Source organism: Thermosynechococcus sp. PKX95, assembly GCF_031583295.1.
GTDB lineage: Bacteria > Cyanobacteriota > Cyanobacteriia > Thermosynechococcales > Thermosynechococcaceae > Thermosynechococcus.
The window spans coordinates 1,743,827-1,757,500 of record NZ_CP134171.1; the positions used below are offsets into that span (position 1 = coordinate 1,743,827).

A 13,674-nucleotide genomic window follows, 5' to 3' on the forward strand; every position below is an offset into this window, starting at 1 on the left:
AATCTTAAATCCTTTCATCTTGACGTTTTTTGCGCTACGCTGTAGAGTCAATTGACGCTTTTGCTGGCGTAACTTGCCATGTCACCTGCCTTCCCCTCATCCTCTACGACCTCCTCTAGCCCTGTGATCGCCCTCAAGGAAATGGTGTCGCGGTTACAGCGGGAAAATAGTAAAATTCAGGAGCTATTGGCCTCCCTGAGCTTTGCGCTGCGGAGTTTCAACAACCTGAATCAATTTTTTGAACTGATCCCACTGATTACCTGCCGCGTGACGGAGGCGGAGGCCGCGGCCCTGGTTTTATTTCGCGCCGATGGTCAGGCTCGTCTTGAACAACTCCATTGTCACGCCAGCGATCAGTGCCCCAATATTCGCGCCGCCCTAGAAACGGCCACCCGCACCCTTGCCAATAGCGTTGGTATGGCTGCAATTGATGCGGGGAGCGATCGCGAGATCAGCCGTCCTCGGCTTGAGCAACTTTTGGATCAGCAACTGCGAGAACGTCTCCCCCAAGGCATTCAGTTCTACGGCACGGCGATTCTCGTCAAGGATTCGGGACTCACGGAGCGGGGGCGGCTCTACGTTTTTAGTCAGCAACCCGAATACGAGTGGAATGAAACACGGCAGCAACTGTTGCAGGTGATCGCGGATCAAACAGCCGTGGCCATTGCCAATGATGAACTGGCCTTAAAGTTGCGCGATCGCCAGCGTTTGGATCGGGAACTGGAAATTGGGGCAGAAATTCAACGGCGACTCTTGCCCCACCGCTGCCCCAAAATCCACGGCCTCGAGCTAGCCGCCGAGTGCCGCACCGCCAGTTGGGTGGGGGGAGACTACTATGACTTTATCCCCATTACCTATGGCCTCGGTGATCAAAAGGAGATCGAGCAAGGCCGTTGGGGCATTGCCATTGGGGATGTGATGGGTAAGGGGGTACCGGCCGGATTGATCATGACCATGACCCGCGGCATGCTGCGGGCAGAAGCCCTCAATGGTCACCGTCCCAGTCGAATTTTGCAGCACCTCAATCGGGCGATGCAGCCGGATTTAGAAAGCTCCCATCGCTTTGTTACCCTCTTTTACTCTGAGTACAATCCCCAAACCCGGCTCTTGGCCTACAGTAATGCGGCTCACCTTCCCCCCCTGCTGTGGCGGGCTGAAACGGGGACTATCCATCGGCTAGACACCTACGGCATGCTTATTGGTTTGGATACTCGCAGCCAATATCAAGAGGCAGAAGTGCGACTGCAACCCGGCGACACGGTGGTTTACTACACGGATGGCATCACAGAAGCCGATAATCCGAAAGGTAAACGCTTTGAGGAAGAGCGCCTCGCAGCAGTCTTCAAAGAGGGCTGTGCCAAGGGTTTGGGCGCTCAGGCCTTATTAGACTACATCTTCGATGCCGTTGATGCCTTTACCAATGCCAATGGCCGGCGCAGCGATGATATGACGTTGGTGATTCTGCGAGTCATTGACCAATAGGGGATAGAGCCGCCGCTTGTCCAGCAGTCACCCCAAGCATCTTGACAATAAGATCAATACAAACGGTTAAGATAGCCACAGAGGCGTGTGAGGTGGGGATGCGCTACTTTGTCGAGGTCAGCTTCCGCTGTGATGATGAGGCCATTTGGGATACCCTCACCCGTTATTTGGGTCTTGTCGAAGCGAAAATGCTGAATCAAGCAATGACGCTCCACCATTTTTTTGAAATCCATCCCCTTGTTACTGGTGTGGAAACCTTTGTCCAATCCAGCGAAAGCCAACCCTATCTCTTGATGACTACGTATCCGGAACGCATCAGCAAGGCCAATGTGCAACGTAGCCGCTTTCAAGAGGCAATGTCCATCCTTGGGGAACATAGTCCGGGACTGGCAGAGTGGCTCTTCATGGAGACTACGGGAGATGAGTATTAGGTGCGCTACGCCACGATAGGGAAAACTATAATATAAAGTCCCTTTGGAGCACACCACAGGAAGTTGTGACGTTGCTATGTCCGACGATCGCCCGCTGCCCCATTCTGAGACTGAGTCCCCTGCCCTGCGCTTAGGACGCAACCCTGGTCTACAGGTGCGCCACGATGAGGTGGAGCGATCGCTGTTGACGCCGATGCTGCAGCACTATGCTGAACTCAAAGATGCCTATCCCCAAGCGCTGCTGCTCTACCGCGTAGGCGATTTCTACGAAACCTTTTTTCAAGACGCCTGCACCGTTGCCCGCGAGCTGGAACTGGTGCTCACCGGTAAAGAGGGGGGCAAAGAAGTTGGCCGGGTGGCCATGGCTGGCATTCCCCACCATGCCCTTGAACGCTATTGCCGCACCCTTATTGAAAAGGGCTACGCCATTGCCATCTGCGATCAAGTGGAAGACCCCGCCCAAGCTCAAGGACTGGTGAAGCGGGAAGTGACCCGAGTGTTTACGCCAGGAACGGTGTTGGACACAGAACTGCTCCAACCGCGCCGCAATAATTTTTTAGCTGCTGTTCTGCTTTCTGGGAGCCATTGGGGATTGGCCTATGCCGATGTTTCGACGGGGGAGTTTTGTACCACCCAAAGCAGCGATCGCGCCGAGTTAATTGCTGAACTCAACCGCTTACAACCTGCAGAGATTCTCCTGCCTAGTCAGGCTCCAGACATTAATCGCGTTTTGCGCCCGGGTGAAGCTCAGGATCAATTGCCCCCTGAATTGCCGCCCCAGTGGTGCTACACTCTGCGATCGCCCCAAGATTTTCAGGCAGCGGAAGCACGCCAACGCCTGTGTCAACGTTTTCAGGTCAAATCCCTTGAAGGCTTTGGCTGTGAGCATCTGCCCCTTGCTATGCGGGCGGCCGGTGGCCTCTTGGCCTACTTGGATGAAACCCATCGCCAACAACCGGTGCCCCTGCAAAACCTCAGTACCTACTCCCTCGCCCAGTATCTCTTTCTCGACCCGCAAACCCGCCGCAATCTAGAACTGACGCAAACTGTCCGCGATGGCAGCTTCCAAGGCTCGCTCCTGTGGGCGATCGATCGCACCACAACCGCCATGGGGGGGCGTCTATTACGCCGCTGGCTCCTGCAACCACTGCTGGATATTGAACAAATTAATGCTCGCCAAGAGGCTATTGCTGAATTAATGGCCAATAGTAGCCTGCGCCAGAGCTTGCATCGCCATCTTCAGGAAATCTATGACCTTGAACGCTTAGCCGGTCGCGCCGGCTCAGGGACAGCCAATGCACGGGATCTAGCAGCTCTACGGGACTCCTTCCGCACGTTGGTGTCCTTAGCAGCGGTGGTCGCCGACACTGAATCTCCCTATCTCCAAGCCCTAGCTCAACTTCCTCCCGTAATTGAGCAATTGGCAGAGACCCTCAGCGCAGCCCTTGTGGATCAGCCCCCCATTAGTCTCACCGAAGGGGGTCTCCTGCGATCGGGTGCCTACCCCGAACTAGATCAGCAACGCCAGCAAATTGAGCAAGATCAGCAGTGGATTCTTAATTTAGAAGCCCAAGAACGGCAACGCACAGGCATTACCACGCTCAAAGTGGGCTATACCAAAGTCTTTGGCTACTATCTGAGTGTCTCCCGCGCCAAGCTGAACCAAGTCCCCGATGACTATATCCGCAAACAAACCCTAACAAATGAGGAACGCTTTATCACGGCGGAACTCAAGGAACGGGAAGCACGGCTATTGGCGGCTCAAAGCCATCTTTTTGAACTGGAGTACCAGTATTTTGTGCAGTTGCGGGAGCAGGTGGCCGCTCAGGCCTCAACGATTCGTGAGATTGCGGCAGCGGTGGCAGCGGTAGATGCCCTTTTGGGGTTAGCAGAGGTGGCGTTGTATCAGGGCTATTGCCGACCGCAAATGACCCGCGATCGCCAGCTTCAGATTCACGGCGGGCGCCATCCGGTGGTCGAGCAGATGTTACCAGCGGGGTTTTTCGTTCCCAACGATACGGAACTCGGTACAAGCGCTGATTTGATGGTGCTGACAGGCCCCAATGCCAGTGGCAAAAGTTGTTATCTACGGCAGGTGGGTTTGATTCAACTGCTGGCGCAAATGGGCAGTTATGTGCCCGCCACCAGTGCTACTTTGGGAGTGTGCGATCGCATTTTTACGCGGGTGGGTGCCGTTGACGATCTCGCCACGGGTCAATCTACCTTTATGGTGGAGATGAATGAAACGGCCAATATCCTCAACCATGCGGGCGATCGCTCCCTGGTTCTCCTCGATGAAATTGGGCGCGGTACGGCCACCTTTGATGGGCTGGCGATCGCTTGGTCAGTGGCAGAATACCTAGCCACCACACTCAAATCCCGCACCATTTTTGCCACCCACTACCACGAACTGAATCAACTGGCAACGCTACTGCCCAATGTGGCCAACTTTCAAGTCGTGGTCAAAGAACTCCCCGACGAGATTATTTTTCTCCACCAAGTCAAGCCCGGCGGTGCCGATCGCTCCTACGGCATTGAAGCGGGACGCCTTGCCGGATTGCCCCCTATCGTGATTCAACGTGCCCGTGAAGTGATGCGCCAAATTGAGAAGCACAGCAAAATTGCCGTGGGACTACGCAAAAGCCAAATGAATGGCACACCAACTACCCCCGAAATTGATCAGGGCGAGCTACCCTTTTAATTCCTTGGCTAGAATAGAAAATGTAACGTTTTGTTAACAAGGGGGATCCGTGGTTCTCCTGCTGAAGTTACCCCCACCCTTGCGGCAAACCCTGTTGAGGCTCATCGTAGCCGGCCTTTTGTTTTGGTCGAGCATTGCGGCAATGTTGCCCACGTTACCCCTCTACATTGCTGAGAAGGGGGGCACGCCCCATCAGGTGGGGTTTGTCATGGGTGCCTTTGCCGTAGGGCTGATTGCTTCCCGCTCGTGGTTAGGGCCTCTGGCCGATCGCCGGGGACGCAAAATTACACTGCTGATTGGCCTCGCGGTGGCCGCGATCGCTCCCCTGTTTTATATCGTCAGCCACAACCTACCCCTCCTTGTTGTGGTGCGCCTTCTCCATGGCGTGAGCATCGCTGGCTTTACCACCGGCTACATGGCACTGGTGACGGATATTGCCCCACCTGAGCATCGCGGTGAAATCATTGGCTACACCAGCCTTGTCCATCCCATTGGGGTTGCCCTCGGACCGAGTCTCGGCAGTTGGCTGCAAATGAACTATAGTCATAGCTTGGTCTTCATGGTTGCCAGTAGCTTAGCTGCCCTTGGGTTCATGGCTGCCGCAGGCGTGCGGGCGGTGAATATCCCACAGGACTCTGGAGGGTCTCGCCCAGAGAAAGCCCTCTTTTGGCGGCTCTTGCTTTCAGAACGGCTGCGGATTCCCAGCTTGGTGATGCTGAGTGTAGGGCTGACCTTTGGCACCATTGCCACCTTTATTCCCCTGTTTATTGCGGCTGAGCGGCTCAACATTTCCGCAGGGCTGTTTTACTCCGTGGCGGCGATCGCCAGCTTTATCGGTCGTGTGGCCACGGGTTCTGCCTCCGATCGCTGGGGAAGGGGCATTTTCATCTCCGCCAGCCTTGCCTGCTATGTGGTCTCAATGGTGCTCCTCGCCCAAGCCCAAACCCCCTTGGATATCCTCTGGGCGGCGATTCTTGAAGGTCTTGCCGGCGGTGTCCTGATTCCCATGGTCGCTGCCCTGATGGCCGATCGCTCCACCACCGATGAGCGGGGACGGGTTCTCAGCCTCAGTTTAGGGGGCTTTGATCTGGGGATGGCCTTGGCAGGACCGTTATTGGGGGGGCTGATTGATCCTTTGGGTTATCGCCTCATCTTTCGCATGGCGGCGGTCTTTAGCCTCTTGGGGCTAACCTTCTTTTTAACCGCTAGTAGCAAAAGCCTGCCCGATTCCCTGCGTTTTGCCCTCGGCATGGGGCGCGATCGCTATGCCCTGTAGCCTATTATTCTTTGGTATCGTTAGGGATTCGTTACAATTTGTTGAGATCACCCACTAGGGAAAAGCGTGTGTCCACACCAGTTTCGGCCAGTTTGACGCCCACCGGCAAATCCTACCGTTGGAATCGCGAGCGTTACTCAAAAACGCGGCGCTTCTTTGATATTTGGTTTTTTGTCTGGCGATTTCTCTTTGGCCGTTGGCTCCTCACCAAATCTTGGAGCTACTGGGGCGGTATGACCGATGCTAAGCGTGCGGCGCGACGCCGTGCCCAGGCGATCTGGATTCGTGAAACCTTCCTTGACCTTGGCCCCACCTTCATTAAACTGGGGCAACTCTTTTCCACCCGTGCCGATCTCTTCCCCAGCGAATACGTCGAAGAACTGAGCAAGCTCCAAGATCGCGTCCCCGCCTTTAGTTACGAGCTAGTCGAAAAAATCATCTACGAAGACTTTGGCCGCCATATCCCTGAACTGTTTCGCAGTTTTGATCCCATCCCCATGGCCGCCGCCAGTCTGGGTCAAGTCCACAAAGCGCAACTGCTCTCAGGCGAAGAAGTGGTGGTCAAAGTCCAACGCCCCGGCCTGCGGCAGTTGTTTGACATTGATCTAGCGATTCTCAAAGGCATTGCCCAATACTTTCAAAACCACCCCAAATGGGGGCAAGGGCGCGACTGGATGGGCATCTACGATGAGTGTTGTCGCATTCTCTACGAAGAAATTGACTACCTCAATGAGGGACGCAATGCCGACACCTTCCGCCGCAACTTTCGCGATCGCGACTGGGCCTGTGTTCCTCGCGTCTATTGGCGCTACACCTCACGGCGTGTGCTCACCCTTGAGTACCTACCGGGGATTAAAATTAGCCACTACGAAGCCCTCGAAGCGGCGGGTCTAGACCGCAAACGCCTTGCTGAACTCGGTGCCAAGGCCTACCTCTATCAAGTTCTCAATGACGGCTTTTTCCACGCTGACCCCCATCCGGGCAACATTGCCGTCAGCCCCAACGGCCAACTGATTTTCTACGACTTTGGCATGATGGGGCGCATTCAACCTGTGACTCGCGATAAATTGCTGAAAACATTTTTAAGCATTGCCCAACGGGATGCCGAACAGGTGGTACAGTGCCTTGTAGAGCTAGGAGCGTTGGTTCCCACAGGCGATCTAGGGCCGGTACGTCGCTCGATTCAGTATCTCCTCGACAATTTCATGAACCAGTCCTTTGAAGCCCAATCGGTGGCTCAAATTAGCGATGACCTCTACGAAATTGCCTATGACCAACCCTTCCGTTTTCCCGCCACATTTACCTTTGTGATGCGGGCGTTTTCCACCCTAGAGGGGGTAGGCAAGGGACTCGACAAAGACTTTAACTTCATGCAAGTTGCCCAACCATTTGCGACCGAACTTATGACCAACGGAAACTTCCCGGATCCCAGTAATGGCAGTCTTTTCTCTGAACTGAGTCGGCAAGCGGCTCAAGTGGGCAGCAGTGCCATTGGCTTGCCCCGTCGCCTTGAAGAGGTGCTCGATAAACTGGAAAATGGTGATCTGCGCTTGCGCGTCCGTTCCAGTGAGAGCGATCGCATTCTGCGGCGCCTGAGTAACATTAACTTAGGGCTAAATTATGTCGTCCTTATTGGCAGTTTTTCCTTAGTGGCGACAATTTTATTCGTGAACCAGTATCTCCTCTTGGCGGGTGTGGCAGCCGCATTAGCGGTATGGTTTGGTATCCTCTATTGGCGACTAATGCTTAAACTCGATAAGTATGAAAAAATGTTTTAACAAGCAGCCCAACATAGGGGGGTCATGGACGTTGCCGGCTTAACTGATTGTGGTCTGATTCGCAAAAGCAATCAGGATGCTTTTTATATTGACGAAAAGCATCAGCGTTTTTTTATTGTGGCCGATGGCATGGGTGGGCACGCTGGGGGCGAGGAAGCCAGTCGTTTAGCTGTCGAACATATTCAGGCATTCTTGGAAACCCACCTTGAAGACCTTCAGCATGACCCTGTGACCCTACTCCGCCAAGCCTTTCTCGCTGCCAATCACGCCATTGTTGAGCAGCAACGCCAAAATACTGCCCGTGCTGATATGGGGACAACGGCTGTGGTGGTTCTCGTTGATGAAAAGGGCGATCGCGCTTGGTGTGCCCATGTGGGCGACTCCCGCATCTACCGCTGGCGCAAAGACCAACTCCAGCAAATTACCAGCGATCACACTTGGATTGCCCAAGCCGTACAACTGGGTAGCTTGACCATTGAGCAGGCGCGGCAGCATCCGTGGCGCCATGTCCTCTCCCAGTGCCTAGGCCGCGAAGACCTCACCCAAATTGATATTCAACCCATTGATCTAGAGCCGGGCGATCGCCTGCTGCTGTGCAGTGACGGCTTAACTGAAGAACTCACCGACGAGGTGATCAGTATCTACCTCAGTGAACCCAATGTCGAAAAAGCAGCAACCGCCCTTGTCAATGCAGCTAAAACCCACGGTGGCCGTGACAATGTCACCGTCGTTGTCATTGGTGTTTAACCCATCAAGCAAAACCTATGCAAACGGAATTTATCCGTCTGACCCTACCCCGACATACCCTCTCCCCGCCTTTCCATGAGGCCATCGAACAGACCCTGCAAGCCCATGGTCAGCCCCTGCGTTGGGCGATTACCGCCACCACTACCACAGATCTAACGGTTGAAGCAGTTGTTCTCAAAACCCCACCCCGCCCTTGATACAATCCCTCTAGATTCTTTGATTCACACCCCTATGACCCGTGCAGGTATTGGCATTCAAACCGCTCAGATTCGCCCCGGACGGGTGAGCGGTCAGCTCCACGTCTATGACGGTGCCGGTAAGGGCAAATCCCAAGCTGCCCTCGGGGTTGTTCTGCGCTCCATTGGTCTGGGTATTGCCTCTGCCTGGCCCACTCGGGTACTCTTGTTGCGCTTTCTCAAAGGACCCGGCCGTGCCTATGCCGAAGATGCCGCCATTGAAGCGCTGCAGCGCGGGTTTCCCCATTTAATCGATCAAGTGCGGACGGGGCGCGCAGAATACTTTACCGCCGAAGAAATTACCAAATTTGATCGCCAAGAAGCCCAGCGGGGTTGGGATATTGCCAAGGGAGCGATCGCCTCTGGTCTCTATTCCGTCATTGTTTTAGATGAACTCAACCCCGTCCTAGATTTAGGCCTTTTGCCCGTTGATGAAGTTGTCAACACCCTCCGCCGCAAGCCCGAACACCTAGAAATTATTGCCACTGGCCGGGGGGCTCCTGCCCAACTCCTGCAAATTGCTGACCTCCACTCCGAGATGCGTCCCCTTGTGCATCCTACGGCTCAAGAACAGGGCATTGAAGGCATTGAAATCTATACGGGTGACGGCAAAGGCAAGTCCACCAGTGCCCTCGGTAAAGCCCTTCAGGCGATCGGCAAAGGAATTAGCCGCGATCAATCCCACCGTGTGCTCATTCTCCAGTGGCTCAAGGGGGGGCAAGGCTACACCGAAGATGCCGCGATCGCTGCCCTCAAAGAGAGCTATCCCCATTTAGTGGATCATCACCGCTGTGGTCGGGATGCCATTGTCTGGCGCGGTCAGCAGCAGGAAATTGACTACATCGAAGCCGAACGCGGCTGGGAAATTGCTCGAGCCGCCATTGCCTCTGGCCTTTACAAGACCATTATTCTCGATGAACTCAACCCCACCGTTGACCTCGAGCTTCTCCCCGTCGAACCGATTGTCCAAACACTCCTGCGCAAGCCGCGCACCACGGAAATCATTATTACCGGTCGCTGCAAATATCCCCCCGCCTACTTTGAACTCGCCAGCGTCCACTCGGAGATGATCTGCCACAAGCACTATGCTGAAAAAGGCGTTGATCTCAAGCGCGGCATTGATTTTTAAGAACAGATGCGAGCCAGCACCGTTTCCCCCACCGTAAACTGCTGCAAATAGGCCATTAGGACTTCAAATTGGGGACGATTGAGGCGGTAATAGACCCACCGCCCTTCTTGACGCGACAGCACGAGATTGGCTTGCCGGAGTGCCCGCAGATGAAACGAGAGTTTTGAGGGGGTCAGGTGCAGGCGATCGCACAGATCACAGACACATAGCTCCTCCCGATGCAGAATCTCAATCACCTTCAACCGCAACGGCTCCCCAAGGGCATGAAAGGCCAATTGAATCTCAGCGGGGTATTCCTGATCAATCTCTGAAACAACCATCACTGCACCGGACAAGGGACACCAAGGGGCTGGCGAAACTGCTCCTGCTCCCCTGTTTGCGCCGTATTCACAGGCTTAGGCGCTTGACTGCGATAAATGACTTGGCGCAATTGAGCCACCCCTGCTTGGTACAAGCGATCGGCTGCTGTCGTCCACAAACGGGGATTGGTACTCACCTCTTGCGGCAGCGTCACCATTACATTCGGCGTAATCCCTGTGCGGTTAATATCTGTGCCATTGGGCGTGTAGTAATGGGCAACCGTCACCGACAATCCTGAACCATCACTCAATTGATGAATGGATTGTACCAAGGCCTTACCGTAGGTTGGCGTGCCCACCACAATCGCACGACCGTTATCCTGCAATGCCCCTGTGAGAATTTCACTACTGCTAGCAGAGCGGTGATCCACCAAAACCACGAGGGGCAAATTCGTCAATGCCGATTGATTCGCCCGTGCCTGCTCACTGTGGCCACTGCGATCGACCGTACGCACAATCAAACCTTGATTCAACCACATGCGGGCAATATCAATGCCTGCCTGCAATAGTCCTCCTGGATTCCCGCGCAAATCCAAAACAAACCCCTCCACCTTCTCCGCCTCTAGCTTGCGAATCGCCGCGCGCAACTGATCCGCTGCATGGGCAGTAAATTCACTCAGATAGATATAGCCAATGCGGGCACCACCTTCTTCCTTCACCAGCGATCGCACCGCAGGGAGTTCAATCAATGCCCGTGTCAGCGTCAGGCGAAAGGTACCGCGATTAGGGCGAAACAACTGAAGTTCAATGGGAGTCCCCACCCGCCCCCGAATCCGCCGCGATGCCTCCTCAATCGACATCCGCCGAGTAGAGTGACCATCAATGGCCAGCAGGCGATCGCCCGCCCGAATTCCCGCCTTAGTTGCAGGTGAATTTTCCAGCGGCTCCAAAATGGTCAACTGTTGTGTCTTTTCATCCACCGTCAAGCGAATACCAATCCCCGAAACTTCCCCCGACGTTTGCGTGCGCAAAGCCGTAAACTCCTCTGGAGTCATGAAGCGCGTATAGGGGTCATTCAACTGCTGCAACATTCCCCGAATAGCTGCATAGGCCTGCTCCCGCGACGTATAGCGCTGCGCCAAAAGTTGCCGCCGTACCGCCAGCCAATCCACCTGATTAAACGACTCATCCACATATTCCTGCTGCACAATTTGCCATACCTCATCCACCAACATCTTGGGGCTATCCTGCATTCGTCCATAGCTTGGTAACGCCGCCGCCAGCACCGCTGCCACCACCGAGGAACCCACCAGCACCCAGTGCTGAAGACCCATCAAACGCATGAATTGAGGCATGACCCTAAAAACCTTTTGAGGAGAGCGATATTTGATGCAATATAGACCGAACTACCCATCGATGTCACTCCTCTATCCAAAACCGATCATCCCTTAAACATTTCTTAAAAATCAAGACCCCACCTAGACAACCTAGATGGGGTGGTTTGAATATTTTGCCTAGCACCGAGCTATTTTTGCAGGAGGCGACCCTCCGACTATCTTCACCGCTGCGGCGTTTCACCTCTGAGTTCGGGATGGATCAGCGTGGTTCCACCGCGCCATAGGCACTAGGCGAAACATGAATTTTTCTTGAATTGAGAACCTAGACTAAAGAGTTGCTAGATAAATTCAGGATCAATAACCTTTCAACTAAATAGCGATTGTCAGTATAGTTAATTGAATCAGACACCTGTTGATTGATGAGGTCAAGCCCTCGGTCTATTAGTACTCCTAGACTTCATCCATTACTGGACTTCCATCGAGAGCCTATTAACGGGTGTTCTACCCGTGACCTTACTGGCTTACGCCATGGGAGCACTCATCTTGAGGTGGGCTTCCCACTTAGATGCTTTCAGCGGTTATCCACTCCGCACATGGCTACCCTGCGTTTACCGTTGGCACGATAACAGGTACACCAGAGGTGCGTTCCTCCCGGTCCTCTCGTACTAAGGAGGACTCCTCTCAATGCTCCTACGCCTGCACCGGATATGGACCGAACTGTCTCACGCATGTTGTTCTCGTATCACTACGAGCATGGACTATATCTTCATCCTGACTCTCGCCATTAACGAATCAGGAGCCGACATTTGATGTCTCTGACAACCTCAGAGCATCTCAGCTTACGCTTGATGGCTAACTCAAGCCTAGGCTTCAGTCTCTACGGGATCAAGAGTTGTCGTGATCTCAAGAACTGTTCTACTTGATCAGAGCGAATCGAACGCTTTTTGGAAGCATTCAGCTCACCAAATTGATCCACCTGCTGAGCAAGTTTTAGGAATTGTTCTGGCGTTAATCGCCTTGATTGAACAACTTCCTGTAGAACAGTAATTGCTAAATCACATTGTGGCTTCTTGAGTTTAAGGTAGCTGCGAAGAGTTAGCAGCACTTCTAAGACAGATGGCGCATCAACAATTGCATACTCGCTTAAGCCATCCTTTCGGTCTCTCACAAACCCTGCTTGGAAAATAGACTTTAACCACTCCAAGAAGGAACGATGCGAAGAAGACTGAAAGAAGGTGATGCTAGCACGAATTTGATAACCAAGGATGTAATCCTTACGTCGCACTAGTTGAAGATTGATGCAACCATCACCATCCAAAAAACCAGCAATGTAACTCAGCGTTAAATCGTCTGTCACGAGACTCTTGCTTACCCTCGGTATTGTCTTAATCAGCCGTTCGTCACTGATCAAGATTCTACCGATTTTAGTCGGTTTGCTGCTCCACATTACTGTGAAGTGACGCAATGATTTACGTTCTGAACCCAGCTCACGTACCGCTTTAATGGGCGAACAGCCCAACCCTTGGGACGTACTACCGCCCCAGGTTGCGATGAGCCGACATCGAGGTGCCAAACCTCCCCGTCGATGTGAACTCTTGGGGGAGATCAGCCTGTTATCCCTAGAGTAACTTTTATCCGTTGAGCGACGGCCCTTCCACGCGGAACCGTCGGATCACTAAGGCCGACTTTCGTCTCTGCTCGACTTGTAGGTCTTGCAGTCAAGCTCCCTTATGCCTTTGCACTCTACGGCTGATTTCCGACCAGCCTGAGGGAACCTTTGCGCGCCTCCGTTACCATTTAGGAGGCGACCGCCCCAGTCAAACTGCCCACCTGAAACTGTTCCTTCGCTGGCTAACAGCAGAAGGTTAGAATTCTAGCCTTGCCAGAGTGGTATCTCACCGGCGACTCCATATCCCCCGCAAGGGATACTTCAACGTCTCCCACCTATCCTGCGCAAGCAAAGCCCGAACCCAATTCCAGGCTACAGTAAAGCTTCATAGGGTCTTTCTGTCCGGGTGCAGGTAGTCCGCATCTTCACAGACACTTCTATTTCGCCGAGCCTCTCTCCGAGACAGCGCCCAGATCGTTACGCCTTTCGTGCGGGTCGGAACTTACCCGACAAGGAATTTCGCTACCTTAGGACCGTTATAGTTACGGCCGCCGTTCACCGGGGCTTCGGTCGCCAGCTTCGCTTGCGCTGACCAGCTTCCTTAACCTTCCGGCACTGGGCAGGCGTCAGCCCCCATACATCGTCTTAC

Annotated in this window: 10 protein-coding genes and 2 rRNA genes (1 of these 12 running past the window's edge); 8 read left to right on the top strand and 4 right to left on the bottom strand. The window is 53.9% G+C overall.

Annotation, left to right across the window (positions count from 1 at the left end):
- Window positions 1–78 precede the first annotated feature (78 nt).
- The 8 genes from RHH81_RS08550 to RHH81_RS08585 all read left to right on the top strand — a co-directional run bounded on the left by RHH81_RS08550 (window position 79) and on the right by RHH81_RS08585 (window position 9,780).
- Window positions 79–1,482, top strand: a complete 1,404-nt coding sequence (locus RHH81_RS08550; RefSeq protein ID WP_206199823.1) for a PP2C family protein-serine/threonine phosphatase — start codon at window positions 79–81, stop codon at window positions 1,480–1,482.
- Window positions 1,483–1,580: 98 nt separating this feature from the next.
- Window positions 1,581–1,913 carry a hypothetical protein gene (locus RHH81_RS08555; RefSeq protein WP_206199824.1) on the top strand — a complete coding sequence of 111 codons (333 nt, stop codon included), beginning with the start codon at window positions 1,581–1,583 and terminating at the stop codon, window positions 1,911–1,913.
- Window positions 1,914–1,989: 76 nt separating this feature from the next.
- Window positions 1,990–4,614 (top strand): DNA mismatch repair protein MutS, encoded by a 2,625-nt coding sequence (gene mutS / locus RHH81_RS08560; protein ID WP_206199825.1) that lies wholly within the window; start codon window positions 1,990–1,992, stop codon window positions 4,612–4,614.
- A 49-nt stretch (window positions 4,615–4,663) separates the two neighbouring features.
- Complete coding sequence (locus tag RHH81_RS08565) at window positions 4,664–5,890, top strand: MFS transporter (protein WP_310742912.1); 1,227 nt, start codon at window positions 4,664–4,666, stop codon at window positions 5,888–5,890.
- A gap of 68 nt (window positions 5,891–5,958) precedes the next feature.
- Complete coding sequence (locus tag RHH81_RS08570) at window positions 5,959–7,668, top strand: AarF/ABC1/UbiB kinase family protein (RefSeq protein WP_206199827.1); 1,710 nt, start codon at window positions 5,959–5,961, stop codon at window positions 7,666–7,668.
- A 24-nt stretch (window positions 7,669–7,692) separates the two neighbouring features.
- Window positions 7,693–8,415, top strand: a complete 723-nt coding sequence (locus tag RHH81_RS08575; RefSeq protein ID WP_206199828.1) for a Stp1/IreP family PP2C-type Ser/Thr phosphatase — start codon at window positions 7,693–7,695, stop codon at window positions 8,413–8,415.
- Between the two features lie 17 nt (window positions 8,416–8,432).
- Window positions 8,433–8,612: a hypothetical protein gene (locus tag RHH81_RS08580; protein WP_206199829.1), complete on the top strand. Its 180-nt coding sequence runs from the start codon at window positions 8,433–8,435 to the stop codon at window positions 8,610–8,612.
- Between the two features lie 34 nt (window positions 8,613–8,646).
- Window positions 8,647–9,780: a cob(I)yrinic acid a,c-diamide adenosyltransferase gene (locus RHH81_RS08585; protein ID WP_206199830.1), complete on the top strand. Its 1,134-nt coding sequence runs from the start codon at window positions 8,647–8,649 to the stop codon at window positions 9,778–9,780.
- On the opposite strand, the gene RHH81_RS08590 is transcribed toward RHH81_RS08585, so the two are convergent.
- The 4 genes from RHH81_RS08590 to RHH81_RS08605 all read right to left on the bottom strand — a co-directional run.
- Window positions 9,777–10,100: a helix-turn-helix transcriptional regulator gene (locus RHH81_RS08590; protein ID WP_302678076.1), complete on the bottom strand. Its 324-nt coding sequence runs from the start codon at window positions 10,098–10,100 to the stop codon at window positions 9,777–9,779. The genes RHH81_RS08585 and RHH81_RS08590 overlap by 4 nt on opposite strands.
- Window positions 10,100–11,434: a S41 family peptidase gene (locus RHH81_RS08595; protein WP_225901541.1), complete on the bottom strand. Its 1,335-nt coding sequence runs from the start codon at window positions 11,432–11,434 to the stop codon at window positions 10,100–10,102. The genes RHH81_RS08590 and RHH81_RS08595 overlap by 1 nt, the downstream gene beginning before the upstream one ends.
- A 157-nt stretch (window positions 11,435–11,591) precedes the next feature.
- A 5S ribosomal RNA gene (gene rrf / locus RHH81_RS08600) occupies window positions 11,592–11,708 on the bottom strand.
- A 129-nt stretch (window positions 11,709–11,837) separates the two neighbouring features.
- Window positions 11,838–13,674, bottom strand: a 23S ribosomal RNA gene (locus tag RHH81_RS08605) (it continues 1,778 nt past the right edge of the window).

Bases quoted from the DNA above. Each gene is read 5' to 3' on its own strand.
- mutS (WP_206199825.1), top strand. From the start codon at position 1,990: ATGTCCGACGATCGCCCGCTGCCCCATTCTGAGACTGAGTCCCCTGCC.
- RHH81_RS08555 (WP_206199824.1), top strand. From the start codon at position 1,581: ATGCGCTACTTTGTCGAGGTCAGCTTCCGCTGTGATGATGAGGCCATT.
- RHH81_RS08585 (WP_206199830.1), top strand. From the start codon at position 8,647: ATGACCCGTGCAGGTATTGGCATTCAAACCGCTCAGATTCGCCCCGGA.
- RHH81_RS08590 (WP_302678076.1), bottom strand. From the start codon at position 10,100: ATGGTTGTTTCAGAGATTGATCAGGAATACCCCGCTGAGATTCAATTG.
- RHH81_RS08595 (WP_225901541.1), bottom strand. From the start codon at position 11,434: ATGCCTCAATTCATGCGTTTGATGGGTCTTCAGCACTGGGTGCTGGTG.
- RHH81_RS08575 (WP_206199828.1), top strand. From the start codon at position 7,693: ATGGACGTTGCCGGCTTAACTGATTGTGGTCTGATTCGCAAAAGCAAT.
- RHH81_RS08580 (WP_206199829.1), top strand. From the start codon at position 8,433: ATGCAAACGGAATTTATCCGTCTGACCCTACCCCGACATACCCTCTCC.
- RHH81_RS08550 (WP_206199823.1), top strand. From the start codon at position 79: ATGTCACCTGCCTTCCCCTCATCCTCTACGACCTCCTCTAGCCCTGTG.